Source organism: Neobacillus sp. OS1-32, assembly GCF_030915425.1.
Taxonomy (GTDB): domain Bacteria; phylum Bacillota; class Bacilli; order Bacillales; family Cytobacillaceae; genus Neobacillus; species Neobacillus paridis.
Genome location: NZ_CP133263.1, coordinates 308,268 through 323,223, shown reverse-complemented (window position 1 = coordinate 323,223; position 14,956 = coordinate 308,268). Strand labels below are relative to the sequence as shown.

The window sequence follows — 14,956 nt, the reverse complement described above, 5'->3', positions numbered from 1 at the left end:
ATTTCACCTTTACTCAATATTACCAGAGCTAATTATTTTGATACAGCTTGGTCAACACGGCTGTTAGGTCCCTGCTAAGAAACTGCAGTAAACCAATAACCCGTGAGTATTCCATCCTGGTAGGACCAAGGATAGCAATTGTTCCTAACTTTTCTTCACCGACAGAATAGGTTGCCGTAATCAAGCTGCATTCATCCATAATTTTATTATTGTTCTCACTGCCAATTCTCACATGAATTCCTTTAGTATTATTTCTGATGATACTTGAAATCCATTCTTCCTGATCAATCATCATCATCAGGTCACGTATTTTATCAATATCATGAAATTCCGGCTGACTTAGCATATTCGTCTTACCGCCAAAGAATAATTTTTCGGTAATTGGCATTTTTAACAGCTGAGCAAAGGTATGCAGCATTGAATCATAATTTTGAATATGCTGTTTTAACAGCACAGCTACTTCCTTATATATTTTATCGTTTAACTCTTCCAGTGGAACCCCGTTTAATCGTTCATTTAAAATATTGACGGTTTTTTCAATATCACCGGGATTCACTGATGCTGGGAGCGAAAACATTTTGTGCTCAACATGACCTGTATCTGTAACAAAAATGGCCACAGCCGTTTCCTTGTTTACAGGAATGATCTGAATCCTTTTAAGCTTATTCTCACTAACAGCAGGTCCGAGAACGATTGACGTATAGTTTGTTAAATCAGAAAGGATACTTGCTGATCTTTGAATAATCTTTTCAAATTCAACAATTTTCTCAGCAAAAATGGATTTAATAATGGAAATATCATGCTGAGTTAACCTTTGCGGTGAAAGCATATGATCAACATAATAGCGATATCCTTTAACGGATGGAACTCTTCCGGAAGAAGTATGGGTTTTTTCAATATATCCCATTTCCTCCAAATCGGCCATTTCATTGCGTATAGTTGCCGAACTAAGAGATATCCCCTCTTTTTTGGACAAACTTCTTGAGCCTACGGGCTGTGCGGAACGAATAAAGTCATCAACAATCACCTGAAGAATTAACAATTGACGATCGGTTAACATTATTCATCACCTCTGTTAGCACTCCTCTTACCCGAGTGCTAATTATACTAATAAATTATCAAAAAAGTATTAAGGATGTCAATCAAACACACCTAAAAACATTTGGAAAACTTCATTTCCTAAAAGCCGGCCTTGTTTTGTTAAATATATATTATCTGCTGTCACTTCTATCCACTGTTTTCTCGTTAAATCGGCGATTTCGTCGGCAAATAAATGCCGTGGGTCTTGACCAAATTTTTCAATAAACTTGGAGATGGATACACCTGCTGTCTTTCGCAATCCCAAAAACATCTCTTCTTCCATTTGTTCCGAACGTGTTACCCGGTGTGTTTCGAAAATTGGCAGCTTACGATTATCAAGAGACTCGATATATTTTTTTAGCGGACCAAAATTAGATCTTCTAAATCCCTCTATATAACTATGTGCCCCAGCACCAAAACCAAAATAAGGTTCATTATTCCAATAGGTTAAATTATGCCTGCTTTCAAAACCTGGTTTGGAAAAATTACTGATTTCGTATTGGCGGAGCCCATGCTTATCCATTTCCTCCATTAAGACTTCATACATTTGCGCCTCGATCTCTTCCCCCGGTGTAGGCAGCTTGCCTTTTCTCTGTAAATTATAAAATACGGTCTTAGGCTCAATCATTAACGAGTAGGCAGAATAGTGCGGCAGGTCTAATGAAAAGGCGATATTTAATGTTTGTTTAAAATCTGTTAGGGTTTGCGTCGGCAAACTAAACATCAAATCGATACTAATGTTATCAAAGCCGGCTGTTTTGATCGTTTCTATCGTATAAAAAACATCATTGGCCCGATGAACACGTCCGATTTTAGTCAGTAATTCATCATTGAAGGTTTGCACGCCTAAGCTGATTCTATTGACGCCGGCATCTTTTAATATTTGTAGTTTTCCCTTTGATAAATCCCCCGGATTAGCCTCAAAGGTAAATTCACTGTCCTCGGCTTTTGGCAAACGATTGTTAATACTCTGGCAAAAACGCTCAAGCTGTTGCTCGTTTAATGACGTTGGCGTGCCGCCACCAACAAATATCGTTGCCAATTTCTCAGCAGGAACCTCCTGAAGCGTTATGTTCATTTCCTCGTCCAATGCTTGTAAATACTCATCGACGGGCTGGCCTTTTAAGAATACCTTATTAAAATCACAATAATAGCAAATATGTTCACAAAACGGGATATGAAGATAGGCTGCTTTCATCATCTGTTTCACCTTCCCTGCGGGTTTTTTCGAATTAATAAAAAGAGGCTAGACACCAAATCCCGCTTGTCCAACCTCCCATTTGTTTATTTTTTTGAGTTGTTATCATCCATTTTCAAGACGGCCATAAACGCTTCCTGAGGTACTTCAACAGAACCTACCTGCTTCATCCGTTTTTTACCTTCTTTTTGTTTCTCCAGCAGTTTCCGTTTACGCGAAATGTCACCGCCGTAGCATTTCGCCAAAACGTTTTTGCGCATGGCTTTAATTGTCGAGCGGGCAACAATTTTTGTCCCGATAGCGGCCTGCACCGGAACTTCAAATTGCTGTCTCGGAATTAAATCCTTTAATTTTTCAACAATGATCTTGCCGCGGTCATAGGCGAAATCTTTGTGAACAATGAAACTTAAAGCATCCACTTTTTCATTGTTAAGCAAAATATCCATTTTCACCAGTTTCGACGGTTTATATCCGATCAGCTCGTAGTCAAAGGAAGCATATCCTCTAGTATTTGATTTCAATTGGTCAAAGAAATCATAAACGATTTCAGCTAATGGAATCTCGTAGATGATGCTGACCCGATTTTCATCCAAATATTGCATGTCCACAAAATTTCCCCGTTTTTGCTGGCAAAGCTCCATAATGGCCCCGACATAGTCATTTGGCGACATCATTGTGGCTTTAACATACGGTTCCTCGACGCGGTCAATTTTTACCTGTTCCGGCATATTAGACGGGTTATCAACATTAATCAGCGTACCATCCGTCATGTAAACTTGGTAAATAACGCTTGGTGCCGTGGTAATGAGGTCAATTTTGAATTCCCGCTCGATTCGTTCCTGAATAATTTCCATATGAAGCAGCCCTAAGAAGCCACAGCGGAAGCCAAAACCAAGTGCCTGAGAGGTTTCCGGTTCAAATTGCAGCGCAGAATCATTTAACTGCAGCTTTTCAAGTGCCTCACGCAGGTCATTAAATTTTGCCGTATCAATCGGATACATCCCGCAATAAACCATCGGGTTGAGCTTGCGGTAACCAGGGAGGGGCTCGGTTGCACCATTTTTGGCATTTGTGATCGTATCCCCGACACGGGTATCCCCAACATGTTTGATCGCCGCCGTCAAATAGCCGACATCCCCAACGGTTAATTCATCACATGGGGTCACTTTTGGATTATGAACCCCAACTTCGGTTACTTCAAATTCTTTGCCGGTGGCCATCATTTTGATTTTGTCTCCGGCCCTGACCGTCCCGTCGACAACACGAATATAGGCAACAACGCCGCGATACGCATCGTATAAGGAATCGAAAATCAACGCTTTTAACGGGGCATCAGGATCTCCTGTAGGTGCAGGTACGGTTTTAACCACCTGCTCTAAGATTTCTTCAATTCCAATGCCGGCTTTTGCCGAAGCCAAAACAGCTTCCGATGCATCCAAGCCAATCACATCTTCAATTTCATGGCGAACTCTTTCCGGATCAGCGCTTGGTAAATCAATTTTATTAATCACCGGTAAAATTTCCAGATCATTATCAAGTGCTAAATATACATTGGCCAATGTTTGTGCTTCAATTCCTTGGGCTGCGTCGACTACGAGAATGGCCCCTTCACAAGCAGCAAGACTGCGGGATACCTCGTACGTGAAGTCGACATGCCCGGGGGTATCAATTAAGTGAAAAATATATTCTTCGCCATCTTTTGCTTTATAGCTTAATTGGACAGCATTTAACTTGATCGTAATCCCTCGTTCTCTTTCCAAATCCATCGAATCTAGCAGTTGATCTTTCATTTCACGGGATGAAAGGGCATTCGTTTTTTCTAAAATACGATCTGCCAATGTTGATTTTCCATGATCAATATGAGCAATAATTGAAAAATTTCTAATTTTAGATTGTCTTTTAAGTCGTCCTTCTCTATTCATGTCGTTCACTCCTACTAAACACGCCACACGTAAACTATTCTTGATTATATCAGCACGAATTGCAAGATTCAATAAAAATAGCGGCCACCAAATAGACCGCAATTATTTTACTTCGCTATCAGCTGAATCAATTTTTCCGAAGCACTAGACAATCCGCCAGACAATTTTTTCCCCATTGAAGAAAAGAAATTAAATCCATTTATTTCTTCCAGCTGCTTTTTTTTCGCTTCGATGTCATGACTGGAGATGTCTGTTCCCATGAATGTGGCATTAAATTCTCTGTTGTCTTCATTGATAGAAATAGGAGTTTGAAAATTTGGGTCATGATACCCCTTCATTTTGTGAATTCCATTATTGGCGAGTTCCATCCCCGTTAATACGGCAATAAACATTAATGCCGCTAATAGAAAACTTTTTAGCATGAACATCTTCATATGATCGATCCCTTACTTCTATTGTTTATTTTTTGACTGTTCCATATCCTTATTTACTTTTTCTGCCTGCCAGTAATACTCACTAAACACATCGGCGAGTGCATCAGCTGAGCGATTTAACTCTTCAAAAGTGTTATCAACACCGCCAAATTCGATTAATATCGCATTTTCAGATATGTTTTGATTATAGACACCGTTAGATCCAGCACCTTTTTTCAAAATTACTCCTCTACTTAACCCTTTATATTTTTTTTGTAGAAGATTATGGAGTTCTTCCGCCAGTTTATAATTTTTTTCGTAATTCGGGTTTTTTCCTCCAATAATAAAGGCTAGTCTTGCAAACGATTTTCCGTTTATCGTGACCGTTGTTGCCTGTTTACGGCTTGCATCACGATGAATATCGATAATATATCGTAAGTCACGATTCTCCGCCATTGCAGCTTGAACAACTGATCGGGACTCCAGATAAGATTGAGTATAATTCAAGCCTTTTTTATTCAAATTCCCTTGTATATCTGTTTTATCAACATATGTTCCAATTCCTTGTTCTTCAAATCTAGATTTTAATCGATCACCAATATTTGTCACATTTATTTTCGAATGATAAGCAAAGTCCGGATTATTTATCCCTTTAAGATATGGCAGATAGGATTCCCGGTTATGTGAAAAATACAGATAAACCACTTTCCGCCCACCGGTTGTTTGTCCCGGAGTAATCGGCGTTCTCTCTTCCGTTTTTTCCAGATCCTCCAAATTCTGCAGTGCTGCCTCGCGTTCTGCTTTCATAATCTCCAGTGGTGGTGCCGACTCCATCGGCATGTTTGTATAATTGGTTCCTTCACCGGCTACGAGAATCTGACCATCAAATTGGAAGAATCCCGGCAATTCCCGACCAAGCAGACTTCTTGGATCATCCAAATTAATATTGCTTGCCAGCTTGAAGACAATATTTGTTAACTTGGGCTCGGATGTATTGGGCTTCACCGATAAGAAATGGTGATTTTCCCAGCCCATCAATTGATAAAGCAATTCGCCATTTACATTAGTTGCTGCTTGATTAACAGAGGCAGAAGTTAATCTGTATTGTGGCTTTAATGAAGTTAACAGGCCGCTAATCGAGAAAATCAATAGCATAAAGAGTATCAGCGCTGCAGCGGCTTTTAGTAAGCTTGTCCCCTTAACGAAGACAAATGTTCCTGAAGCTCTTTTCATGGTCCCACCCCGCAAAACAGATTCTAGTAAATACTATGATATTACTAGAATTGGTAGAACCGTTTTGAATGTTTTAAGAGGATTTTTTTTAGCTGTTATTTCTTATCTTGTGTAAAATCCCGCATTATCCTGATTAACTGTGCCATGAAGCGAAGCATTTAACCCATTGGCTAGGAGATTAGCCATATCTTCGATAAATACATCCACTTCCTTTGGTGTTACCATCAAATTATGACCCAATGGGGATAACACCTCATGGATTAATTTCCGCTTTTCTTCCTCATCTAATGTCCCGATGATCCCCAGAAATGTCTTGCGATGTTCTTCGTCCGGAAGATCATCATCGGTTAATTTGCGGCGTTCGCCAAACGTCATGCCCGCCGGTGCCAACGCTCTTGACGGGCGGTCTCCCTCTCTCAACTCTTTACCAAAATGTTTAAGGATAAAGTCAATCGTATCACTGGTTATCGAAACAGCATCGACAACTGTAGGAACTCCAATGGCAATAACGGGTACCCCTAATGTATTTTTACTCAGTTCCTTGCGTTTATTCCCCACCCCTGATCCAGGGTGGATCCCGGTGTCGGAAATTTGAATCGTGGAATTTACCCGTTCAATCGACCTGGATGCTAGAGCATCGATGGCAATAACAAAGTCGGGTTTTGTTTTCTCCACCACTCCAAAAATGATATCACTCGTCTCAATCCCAGTCAGTCCCATCACTCCGGGGGATAAAGCACTGACAGAGCGGTAACCATCTGCGACATTTTCCGGCTGAAGTTGAAAGAGATGTCGGGTGACGAGCAGATTTTCGCAGACCATCGGTCCGAGTGCATCAGGCGTCACATTCCAATTACCAAGACCGACGACTAGGCATGAATCGGTTTTCTTAATTCCGATGCTTTCCAAGAAATGAGCAAATTCTCGGGAAAATACTTCTCCTGTCTTTTGCTGGACGCCGGTATCTTGTTCCCGAATGCCTTGGACTTCCAGAGTTAAATATCTTCCTGATTTCTTGCCAATTGCCTGTTCGCCCTGTTTTGTTACTTCCACTAAAGAAATTTTTATGTTATCCACTTCTTTTTCTTTAATGATGACTCCTTCAATGTTCGAGAGATTTTTTTCTTGGTCAACCGAGTTTTGCTCCAGAACCATTTCCCTGGCTTCAATCGCCAGATCTGTCCGTACAGAATAGTTACTTAAGTCAATCGACTGTTTCATTCACGAATCACCCCTAAGCATAAAACTATCTTCTATTTTCACCTTTTTTCAGGTAAATCATGCAAGTTAATCTCGTTTAACCAATGAATTCGATATTGCAATATGGGTTTCTGTTTGATAAAATATCTCTTGTTGCAATAATCGTTTATGAATGTGTAAGTCGAGTTCATATAGTCTCGATTCTTTTTAGGAGGTGAATGGAATGCCTAATATTAAGTCTGCTATCAAACGTGTAAAAACTAGCGAAGCACGTAATGCTCAAAATACAATGGAAAAATCTGCGATGCGTACTGCTGTTAAAAAAGTAGAAGCTGCCGTTACTCTAAATGATGCCGCTGCTGCGAAAGAAGCACTAAGTGCTGCTGCAAGCAAATTAGACAAAGCTGCCGCAAAAGGTTTAATCCACAAAAACGCTGCTGCCCGGAAAAAGGCACGTTTAACCAAAAAGGTAAATGCTTTGTAATTAGAAAAGCGCAAGCGCTGGACAATTCTCAAAGTCGAAAATTTATACTTTCTTAATCTTTTAAATAAAAACGATTCCTGCTTTTAGGAATCGTTTTTATTTTTTCATGCCAAATAGTAACATCTCAATCAACAATGACTTGTTCATGCCGCCGGTCTTCATTTGATAATCTGCATCGGCAAGAAGAGCCATTAGTTTCATCAGTTCCTCATCGGTAAATTTAGCAGCCTGTCCTAGTGCCAGTTTTACCCGAAAAGGATGGGTCTTTAGAAAGCCAGCAATTTGCTGCTGACCATACCCCCTGCGTGATAATTCCTTTACTTGATAAATCAAGCGAAACTGTCCCGCTAAGAGAGCCAAAATTTTAATCGGTTCTTCATTTTGTTTCAGCAGATCATAATAAATTCTTAATGCTTCATCGAGCCGGCGCTGGACAACTTTTTCAATTAACGTAAAAATATTTTGCTCCAGTGATTTTGCCACCAATTTTTCAACCAGGTTAACATCAATTCTTTTCTCATCTGCTGCATATAGGGTGATTTTATCCAGTTCACTTACAATCATAAACATATTTGTACCAACAAGTGTAAGCAATTGCTCTATTGCCCTGTCGTCTATTTCCAGACCGCGGGATATTGCTTGATCCTTTATCCATTTTTTGAGTTCAAATTCATTTAATTTTTTTGCCTCAATGACTTCTGCTTTTCGTTTCAGCTCTTTGGTTATCTTTTTTCGTTCGTCCAATTTTTCATATGGTGCCGAGATGACCATGACCGTATATGGTGCGGGCTGTTGTAAATAGGCCTCAAATCTTTTTAAATTGTGATCAACCTTTTCCTTAGCCTTCTCAGCCGTTAAAAAGGTTGGACTATGTAAGAAAATTACTTTCCTTTCTCCTAAAAATGGAAAAGTCTCTGCATCCTCCACAGCAACTTCAATCGGTGTTTCTTCTAAATCATAGACCGCAAAATTAAAATCTTTTTCTTCCTCTGTCAACATCTGATTTAAAATAAGGTTTTTCGTTTGATTGATTAAGAAGGCTTCCGTTCCATATACTAAATAAATAGGAGCTATTTCCTTTTGTTCAATTCTCCGCCAAGCTTCTAATACCATTTTCAGCGCTCCCCTAAAAATTCATTCCTTATTATCGTAATGAAGCTTGCTCCATTTGACAAGTATTAAAAGCAAGGAAAAAGGGGGACTGCTTTCTTTACTGACAATTAAAGAGGGAATTGGCAGCTGAATCCTAGTAGCCAATTCCCGATCTATAATGAACGCCTGATGCAGCAGCCCTAGGAACTGCTGAAAATCAAGCGGGACTCCAAGCTATTAATGTTATTGTAGCCTTATCGGCTTCAAACATTTGTGACAACTCTTGTCAGTACAGGAAAACGATGTGGGCAGGCTAGATTTTTTTTGATAAATCGCTTATACTATATGTTGAAATAGGAGGGGTGGACTGTGAACGAATTTGAAAAAAATCCGCAATGTACGCGTAACGATGCAGTTGATTCAGGGGTTGGCTTTATCGTATCTTTTGGTTTTTTCGCAACAATGTTTATTATTGCAACAGTCGTTAAGCTTGTCGGTGCTTAAGTGACCAGCTACATACTTCTAACAAAGAGACTATCCTTAGAAATGGTCTCTTTTTTCTTTATTTAAGAATCTACCTTATCTTATGGCAAAAACGTCGAAAAGGTTCCTTTTCCACGATAAAATCGGTATGTAATGGCTCCTTGCCTATCCGTCCGGAAAATTTTCGTATTCTGTTGTTGGAAGCGTGTCAACACTTCTTGATGCGGATGACCATAGCGATTGTTTTCGCCAACTGATATGAGGGCAATCTTGGGCTCTATTTGCTGGATAAATGCGTCGGCACTGGAGGTTTTACTACCATGATGACCTGTTTTAAGGACATCAACGGTTAATTTGGGGTAGTGATTGATTATTTTCTCTTCGCCCTCTTGATCAAGATCACCGCCAAAAAACCAGCTTAGTCCACCTATCTTGGCATATAAGGTAATCGAGCCTCCGTTTATCTCACCGCTGAAATTTCTTTCCGGTCCAAGAATGGAAAATTCATTTCCCCTGACTGTCCACTTGTCACCTGCTGCAACCCTTAAAACAGGAATGCCGTTGTTTTTAGCCTGTTCCACAATAGCCCGCTCCGTCTCAGTGGTTTCAGCAACTGCAGGCAGCAGAATTTCTTTAACCTCCATTTCATTGATTAGGGAGAAAGCCCCACCGATATGATCCATGTCGCCATGTGTCAAGACTAATTTGTCTATTCTAGTGATGCCTTTTCCTTTTAAGAATGGAACAACAACGTCTTTTCCCACCTCATAAGTTTTTGCCCGCATTTGCCACGGTTCCTTAGAAAAGTTCATTGTACCTCCCGTGTCGATCAGGTAATTTCCCTTTCCAAACGGAAGCCGGATGAAAATACTATCACCCTGTCCGACGTCGATCATCGTAATCTCGCCAAAAGGAGTTAACCAATTACAGATTGGTTGGAATGTAAATAGTATTATTGTCAATAGGAGCAGGCGCTGCTTTCTTTTTGGATAGGTCCTTACTTCCCACAGATAGAACACAGCAAGGATTATGCAGATATAAATCAGCAACTCAAATAGACTGGGACGCCCGGGGATGAACGAGAAAACCGTAAAATCAGCAAGGAACGTAATCACTTTATTTGAAAAGCTGATCACAGATAAAAACAATTGCAGCAAAATTTTCGGCGTTATACCAAATAGGAATTGCATAAAAAATAACAGATAAAGCCCTGGAAGATAAACAAAGGAAAAAAGCGGAATATAAAACATATTGGCGAAAATACCAATCAGTGATATTTCAAAAAAGTGGTATAGCAAAAAAGGCAACGCTGCCAACTGGGCAGTAATAGAAGTAACCAAGATTCTTTTGCTGTTTTCTTTATAACGATTAATGATCTGCCGTGCCGTTAAAATAATGGCTGCACTTACAGAAAAGGAAAGCTGAAATCCAACATCAAAGATGACCATCGGATTAAACAACAAATACAGCATTAAAGCTGCACTTACAGCATCGATCGGCAGCAATTTTAAATATTGCTTCCACTTAGCGGTAAGCAAAACAAGAAAAATCATTAAGGCCGCCCTGATTACTGATGGAGAAGCACCGGTGAGAACAACGTAGATTGGCAACAACAGTAACAGAAAATTGGTCATGAATTCCCTTGTGAACCCGCAGCGAATTCCGAGGACGAAAAACATCCCGACTAACAGTGACACATGGAGCCCTGATATTGCCAGCAGGTGAACAATTCCCGTACTTTGATATGCCCCCAATAAACCAGGGTCCAGCATACTTCTGTCGCCAAAAATTAATGCGGCGGATAGTCCTGCAACTTCCGCTGGAAAATGACCCTCTAAATAACGGATCCCATCATGCCGAAGCTGTTTTAATATGGTCAAAGGCGAAGGCTTAATTTTGAGGCAATCTTGAAAGGGGGATTCTTGCAGTTCAACAATCCAATAAATGCTTCTTGCTGCCAGATATTTTCGATAATCAAAGCTATTGGGGTTTTTGGCTGTTTTCGGCTTTGATATGGTGCCTGTCACCTTGGACACATATTGAAAATAATTTTGCTGCTTCAGTGCTTTTTTCTCTGCTTCTGACTTTATTTTATAACGAATGATTAACTTTTCCTTATAGTGTAACTCCCTCGCTTCTACTTGTAACAGGTCACCATCGATTTTAGGAGGCTGAAGGTATTCAATCATAAATGTAGTTGTTGACTCGGGGATGTTGGTTTTATGTTGTAAAGCTGCCGCTTGGCCCAAGAACAAATAAATAATGGAAATCCCGGCAACCAGCAATAATTGGGGAGAATTAAAATGTTTATATCTATGTAACATAAAAAAATAAAGAAGGGTTAACAAAAAGAAGGGAAGGAATTTAACTTCGGCAGCCAAAACAGCTAATAATGCTGCCAACGCAAAATAAAAATATTTTCCAGTCATGATTCTCTTCTCCCATTTAAGTTATTTGCACTTGCATTGGGGACGCCGGTGATGGCACCGGCGCAAATAAGGGGATGTTATTGACTTATTTTTCGAAAATCAATGACCTGCTCGGTCAATTCAACTTTTTCCACTTTAACGTTTGCCTGCTCAAATAATTCAATCGCGTAAGGGTGATTCTTATAATCCTGTGCATAGTAAACCGTTTTAATCCCCGCTTGAATTAAGGCCTTGCAGCACTGGAGACACGGGAAATGGGTGACATAAATTTCGGCACCATCCGTTGGCACCCCAAACTTGGCGCACTGTAATAGGGCGTTCATTTCAGCGTGAATCGTTCTGACACAATGATTATCAATCACATAGCAGCCTTTATCAATACAATGATCACCGCCAGCTATGGAGCCGTTATAGCCTCCCGCAATAATCCGCTTGTCTCTAACGATAGTTGCCCCTACTGTCAGCCTTGTACAAGTGCTTCTTAATGCAAGCAAATGGCTTTGAGCCATAAAATATTGATCCCATGATATTCGATCCATGATTCCCACTCCCTGAAAAAATGTAAATGGTTTGTCCAATACCCGCGTTTAAACAATAGCATACTTCACCGAAGCAGAAGCGGACTTTTCTTTTAGTGTAATGTTCCCGGCGTGGATGGTCAATCGAAAGCATTAACGAGTATCCACCAAATCCTTTAGCTTTTCAAATGTTTTATCGCCAATTCCACTGACGTTTTTTAAATCTTCAACTGTTTGAAAAGCACCGCTTGTTTCCCGGTACTCAATAATTGCCGCCGCTTTCGCCGGCCCAATTCCCGGAAGATTTTGCAGTTCAGTCGCATCTGCCTGATTCAGGTTTATTTTTGCTTGACTAGCGGACCCATTTGCTGTCACTCCGCTACCCGCTGATGGAGCAGGTGTCATTAGCCCTTCCTCTCCTTTTGCCGGTATGTAAATCACCATTTCATCTTGAATATGTTCGGCAAAATTCACTTGGGTTTTGTCAGCTTTTTCGGTTACCCCGCCGGCCCGGTTAATGACATCAATGACCCGCTCCCCGTTATGTGCTTGATAAACCCCCGGTTTATGGATTTGTCCTTTTACATCAACCATAATGGATTCGGGTTGTTCCAATTCATCTTTTTGTTTTTCCTTTCCTGATTCTTGATTGGCCGAACCAAGTTCCGCTTCGGCAGTGGAAGTAGTCGAAAGCAGCTGATCCTCCTTATTACTATTGTTAGTAAAGTAATAAATACCGCCAATAAGCAGCAAAACGGCGGCAAATAAATAATTCTTGTGCCCCATTATCCAGTCCTTCATTGGAATCCATCCTTTCAAAAGGTATATTTCATTCTTAAGAATCATATGGTTATAAAAGAAACCTGCACGTAAGGGAGGGTGGGAATCATGAATATAGGGATCATCGGTACTGGTAATATGGGAAGGATATTGGTGGAGGCCTTATTGGATGGAAAAGCCATTTCCCCTTCTTCCATGATGATCACAAATAGGACGATTGCAAAAGCGATGGTGCTTAAAGATAAATATGAAGAGATCCAAGTCGGGGCAAATGCCATAGAGGTTGCAGCAGAATCCGATTTACTATTTATTTGTGTCAAGCCATTAGATGTATTTAAAATAATTGATGAGATACTGCCTTTTTTGACGAAAGAAAAATGTCTTGTCTCGATTACCAGTCCTATCAATACAAGTCAAATCGAATCAAAAGTACCCTGTTCAGTGGCGAGAGTCATTCCGAGTATTACCAATCGGGCTTTGGCGGGAATATCATTGATCACATATGGGGAAAATTGTCATGAACATTGGAAGACCACAATTACAGATTTAGTATCGAAAATATCAGTCCCATTAATGATTGATGAAAATATTACCAGAGTTGCCTCCGATATTGTCAGCTGCGGTCCTGCTTTCTTTAGCTATTTGCTGCAACGCTTTATTATTGCTGCGGTAAATGTAACGGAAATCGATGAAAATACAGCAACCACTTTGGCAAGTGAAATGACGATCGGTCTCGGGGAATTATTAAAACAAGGTCATTACACCTTGCCATCCCTGCAGGAAAAGGTATGTGTTAAAGGCGGTATCACCGGTGAAGGTATAAAGGTATTGGAGAAGGAGCTTGGAGACGTTTTTGAACACCTTTTCAAGGCAACTCAGGAAAAGTTTAAAGAAGAGCTTGAAAAAGTTGAGATGCAATTCTCAAACTTATAATTCGACTTTTTTTGAGAAATTCCTGCAAGATCTACGACAAAAAACCATCTTTTTCGAAAAAAGATGGTTTTTATTTTTTTACCGAAACAAAGAATATTCTTTCTGACTGAGCGTGCGGTGCGATATGTTCAAAATCAGCGTTAATATCCAAAAGTTCAAAGCCAGCTTCCATGAGCCAGGAGGAGTATTGTTCAAGCGAAAAAGTTCGCTGAAAATGGAGTTCATCGTAGCGGTCATATTTACCGCTGGATTCATCCAAAACAAAAAAGCTTAGCTCATGTTCCACACTATTCTCGTATTCACCAGGAAAGCTGTTCCAAATATAAGATATCGGCTCGTCACTTAAGGCAAAGGTTTGCCGAATAAAAACTTTAGTCATTTTATAAATGGAATGGACATCAAAAATAAATAACCCACCAGATTTTAAATGCTCGGCAACATGTAAAAAGGTGTCCTTTACCTGCTCTTCTGTTTCCAGATAATTGAGCGAATCACAAAAGATACCAACTACATCAAACTGCCCCAAACCTTCAAGCTCCGCCATATTCTGTTGGTAAAACGGAATCTCTATGCCATTTGCTGCTGCCTTTGCTTGGGCAACCGCCAGCATATCCTCAGACAAATCAACACCTGTAACCTGAAATCCCTCTTTAGCGAAGCGGACGGAAAGCTCACCGGTACCGCAGGCTACATCAAGTAAACGCAGTTGGCTTGTAGTGCTGGAAAATCCCAGATTATTGCAGTTTGCAAGTTTTTCTTTGACAAACTGTACCCACTGATCATATGGGGCTTCTTTCATCAGTTCATCATAAAGATAGGCAAACTGTTGATAGCTCATGAATTTAACTCACTAAGAACATCTACCCTGGGGGCATCTCCCCAAAGCCGTTCCAAATTATAATAAATTCGTTCCTCACGATGGAACACATGGGCCACTACATCGCCTAAATCGATCAACACCCAGCGGGCTTCTTCAAACCCCTCAATTCTGTTTACCTGATAACCTTTTTCCAACGCTTTTTCCCGGATTTCTCTGGCGATTGCCTGTACTTGTTTATCGGAATTACCGTGGCAAATAATAAAATAGTCGGCAATTAGGGAGATCCCTTGCATGTCCAGAGCGACAATATTTTCCGCGCGTTTATCATCCGCAGCTTTTACAGTCAGTTTAAGCAATTCCTGTTTTTCCAT

General features: G+C 40.3%; 14 protein-coding genes and 1 pseudogene. 3 read left to right on the top strand and 12 right to left on the bottom strand.

Going from position 1 to position 14,956, the window contains the following annotated elements; genetic code table 11:
• Positions 1-28: 28 nt before the first annotated feature.
• From hrcA to gpr, 6 genes are all read right to left on the bottom strand, one after another.
• Positions 29-1,060 carry a heat-inducible transcriptional repressor HrcA gene (gene hrcA, locus RCG24_RS01670; RefSeq protein WP_308078155.1) on the bottom strand — a complete coding sequence of 344 codons (1,032 nt, stop codon included), beginning with the start codon at positions 1,058-1,060 and terminating at the stop codon, positions 29-31.
• 78 nt (positions 1,061-1,138) lie between these two features.
• Complete coding sequence (hemW, locus tag RCG24_RS01665; RefSeq protein ID WP_308079082.1) at positions 1,139-2,281, bottom strand: radical SAM family heme chaperone HemW; 1,143 nt, start codon at positions 2,279-2,281, stop codon at positions 1,139-1,141.
• Positions 2,282-2,364: 83 nt separating this feature from the next.
• Entirely contained in the window at positions 2,365-4,200 is a 1,836-nt protein-coding gene (gene lepA, locus RCG24_RS01660) for a translation elongation factor 4 (RefSeq protein WP_308078154.1), read from the bottom strand.
• 107 nt (positions 4,201-4,307) lie between these two features.
• Positions 4,308-4,634 carry a DUF3679 domain-containing protein gene (locus RCG24_RS01655; protein ID WP_308078153.1) on the bottom strand — a complete coding sequence of 109 codons (327 nt, stop codon included), beginning with the start codon at positions 4,632-4,634 and terminating at the stop codon, positions 4,308-4,310.
• An 18-nt stretch (positions 4,635-4,652) separates the two neighbouring features.
• Positions 4,653-5,846, bottom strand: coding sequence for a stage II sporulation protein P (gene spoIIP, locus RCG24_RS01650; protein WP_308078152.1), 1,194 nt, complete (start codon positions 5,844-5,846; stop codon positions 4,653-4,655).
• Positions 5,847-5,948: 102 nt separating this feature from the next.
• Positions 5,949-7,067, bottom strand: a complete 1,119-nt coding sequence (gene gpr, locus RCG24_RS01645) for a GPR endopeptidase (protein ID WP_202652478.1) — start codon at positions 7,065-7,067, stop codon at positions 5,949-5,951.
• 202 nt (positions 7,068-7,269) lie between these two features.
• Here gpr and rpsT point away from each other — a divergent pair, with 202 nt between their 5' ends.
• Positions 7,270-7,530 (top strand): 30S ribosomal protein S20, encoded by a 261-nt coding sequence (rpsT, locus tag RCG24_RS01640; protein WP_202652476.1) that lies wholly within the window; start codon positions 7,270-7,272, stop codon positions 7,528-7,530.
• A gap of 96 nt (positions 7,531-7,626) precedes the next feature.
• Here the strand turns inward: rpsT and holA are convergent, their stop codons facing one another.
• Positions 7,627-8,643: a DNA polymerase III subunit delta gene (gene holA / locus RCG24_RS01635; protein ID WP_202652474.1), complete on the bottom strand. Its 1,017-nt coding sequence runs from the start codon at positions 8,641-8,643 to the stop codon at positions 7,627-7,629.
• A 348-nt stretch (positions 8,644-8,991) separates the two neighbouring features.
• On the opposite strand from holA, the gene RCG24_RS01630 reads away from it, so the two are divergent.
• Positions 8,992-9,126, top strand: coding sequence for a YqzM family protein (locus RCG24_RS01630; protein WP_202652472.1), 135 nt, complete (start codon positions 8,992-8,994; stop codon positions 9,124-9,126).
• A gap of 80 nt (positions 9,127-9,206) precedes the next feature.
• Here the strand turns inward: RCG24_RS01630 and RCG24_RS01625 are convergent, their stop codons facing one another.
• From RCG24_RS01625 to RCG24_RS01615, 3 genes and pseudogenes are all read right to left on the bottom strand, one after another.
• Positions 9,207-11,534 carry a DNA internalization-related competence protein ComEC/Rec2 gene (locus RCG24_RS01625; protein ID WP_308078151.1) on the bottom strand — a complete coding sequence of 776 codons (2,328 nt, stop codon included), beginning with the start codon at positions 11,532-11,534 and terminating at the stop codon, positions 9,207-9,209.
• A gap of 92 nt (positions 11,535-11,626) precedes the next feature.
• Positions 11,627-12,073: pseudogene (locus RCG24_RS01620) on the bottom strand (ComE operon protein 2); the annotation flags it as partial.
• 132 nt (positions 12,074-12,205) lie between these two features.
• Positions 12,206-12,853, bottom strand: coding sequence for a helix-hairpin-helix domain-containing protein (locus RCG24_RS01615; protein ID WP_202652466.1), 648 nt, complete (start codon positions 12,851-12,853; stop codon positions 12,206-12,208).
• A gap of 87 nt (positions 12,854-12,940) precedes the next feature.
• On the opposite strand from RCG24_RS01615, the gene comER reads away from it, so the two are divergent.
• Complete coding sequence (gene comER / locus RCG24_RS01610) at positions 12,941-13,765, top strand: late competence protein ComER (RefSeq protein ID WP_202652464.1); 825 nt, start codon at positions 12,941-12,943, stop codon at positions 13,763-13,765.
• A gap of 70 nt (positions 13,766-13,835) precedes the next feature.
• Here comER and RCG24_RS01605 read toward each other — a convergent pair whose 3' ends face one another.
• Together RCG24_RS01605 and rsfS are read right to left on the bottom strand one after the other, a co-directional pair.
• Complete coding sequence (locus RCG24_RS01605; RefSeq protein WP_202652462.1) at positions 13,836-14,603, bottom strand: class I SAM-dependent DNA methyltransferase; 768 nt, start codon at positions 14,601-14,603, stop codon at positions 13,836-13,838.
• Positions 14,600-14,956: a ribosome silencing factor gene (gene rsfS / locus RCG24_RS01600; RefSeq protein ID WP_202652460.1), complete on the bottom strand. Its 357-nt coding sequence runs from the start codon at positions 14,954-14,956 to the stop codon at positions 14,600-14,602. Before rsfS ends, RCG24_RS01605 begins: the two co-directional genes overlap by 4 nt.

Bases quoted from the DNA above. Each gene is read 5' to 3' on its own strand.
- lepA (WP_308078154.1), bottom strand. From the start codon at position 4,200: ATGAATAGAGAAGGACGACTTAAAAGACAATCTAAAATTAGAAATTTT.
- spoIIP (WP_308078152.1), bottom strand. From the start codon at position 5,846: ATGAAAAGAGCTTCAGGAACATTTGTCTTCGTTAAGGGGACAAGCTTA.
- hrcA (WP_308078155.1), bottom strand. From the start codon at position 1,060: ATGTTAACCGATCGTCAATTGTTAATTCTTCAGGTGATTGTTGATGAC.
- rpsT (WP_202652476.1), top strand. From the start codon at position 7,270: ATGCCTAATATTAAGTCTGCTATCAAACGTGTAAAAACTAGCGAAGCA.
- gpr (WP_202652478.1), bottom strand. From the start codon at position 7,067: ATGAAACAGTCGATTGACTTAAGTAACTATTCTGTACGGACAGATCTG.
- RCG24_RS01615 (WP_202652466.1), bottom strand. From the start codon at position 12,853: ATGAAGGACTGGATAATGGGGCACAAGAATTATTTATTTGCCGCCGTT.
- hemW (WP_308079082.1), bottom strand. From the start codon at position 2,281: ATGATGAAAGCAGCCTATCTTCATATCCCGTTTTGTGAACATATTTGC.
- rsfS (WP_202652460.1), bottom strand. From the start codon at position 14,956: ATGGAAAAACAGGAATTGCTTAAACTGACTGTAAAAGCTGCGGATGAT.
- RCG24_RS01625 (WP_308078151.1), bottom strand. From the start codon at position 11,534: ATGACTGGAAAATATTTTTATTTTGCGTTGGCAGCATTATTAGCTGTT.
- holA (WP_202652474.1), bottom strand. From the start codon at position 8,643: ATGGTATTAGAAGCTTGGCGGAGAATTGAACAAAAGGAAATAGCTCCT.
- RCG24_RS01605 (WP_202652462.1), bottom strand. From the start codon at position 14,603: ATGAGCTATCAACAGTTTGCCTATCTTTATGATGAACTGATGAAAGAA.
- RCG24_RS01655 (WP_308078153.1), bottom strand. From the start codon at position 4,634: ATGAAGATGTTCATGCTAAAAAGTTTTCTATTAGCGGCATTAATGTTT.
- comER (WP_202652464.1), top strand. From the start codon at position 12,941: ATGAATATAGGGATCATCGGTACTGGTAATATGGGAAGGATATTGGTG.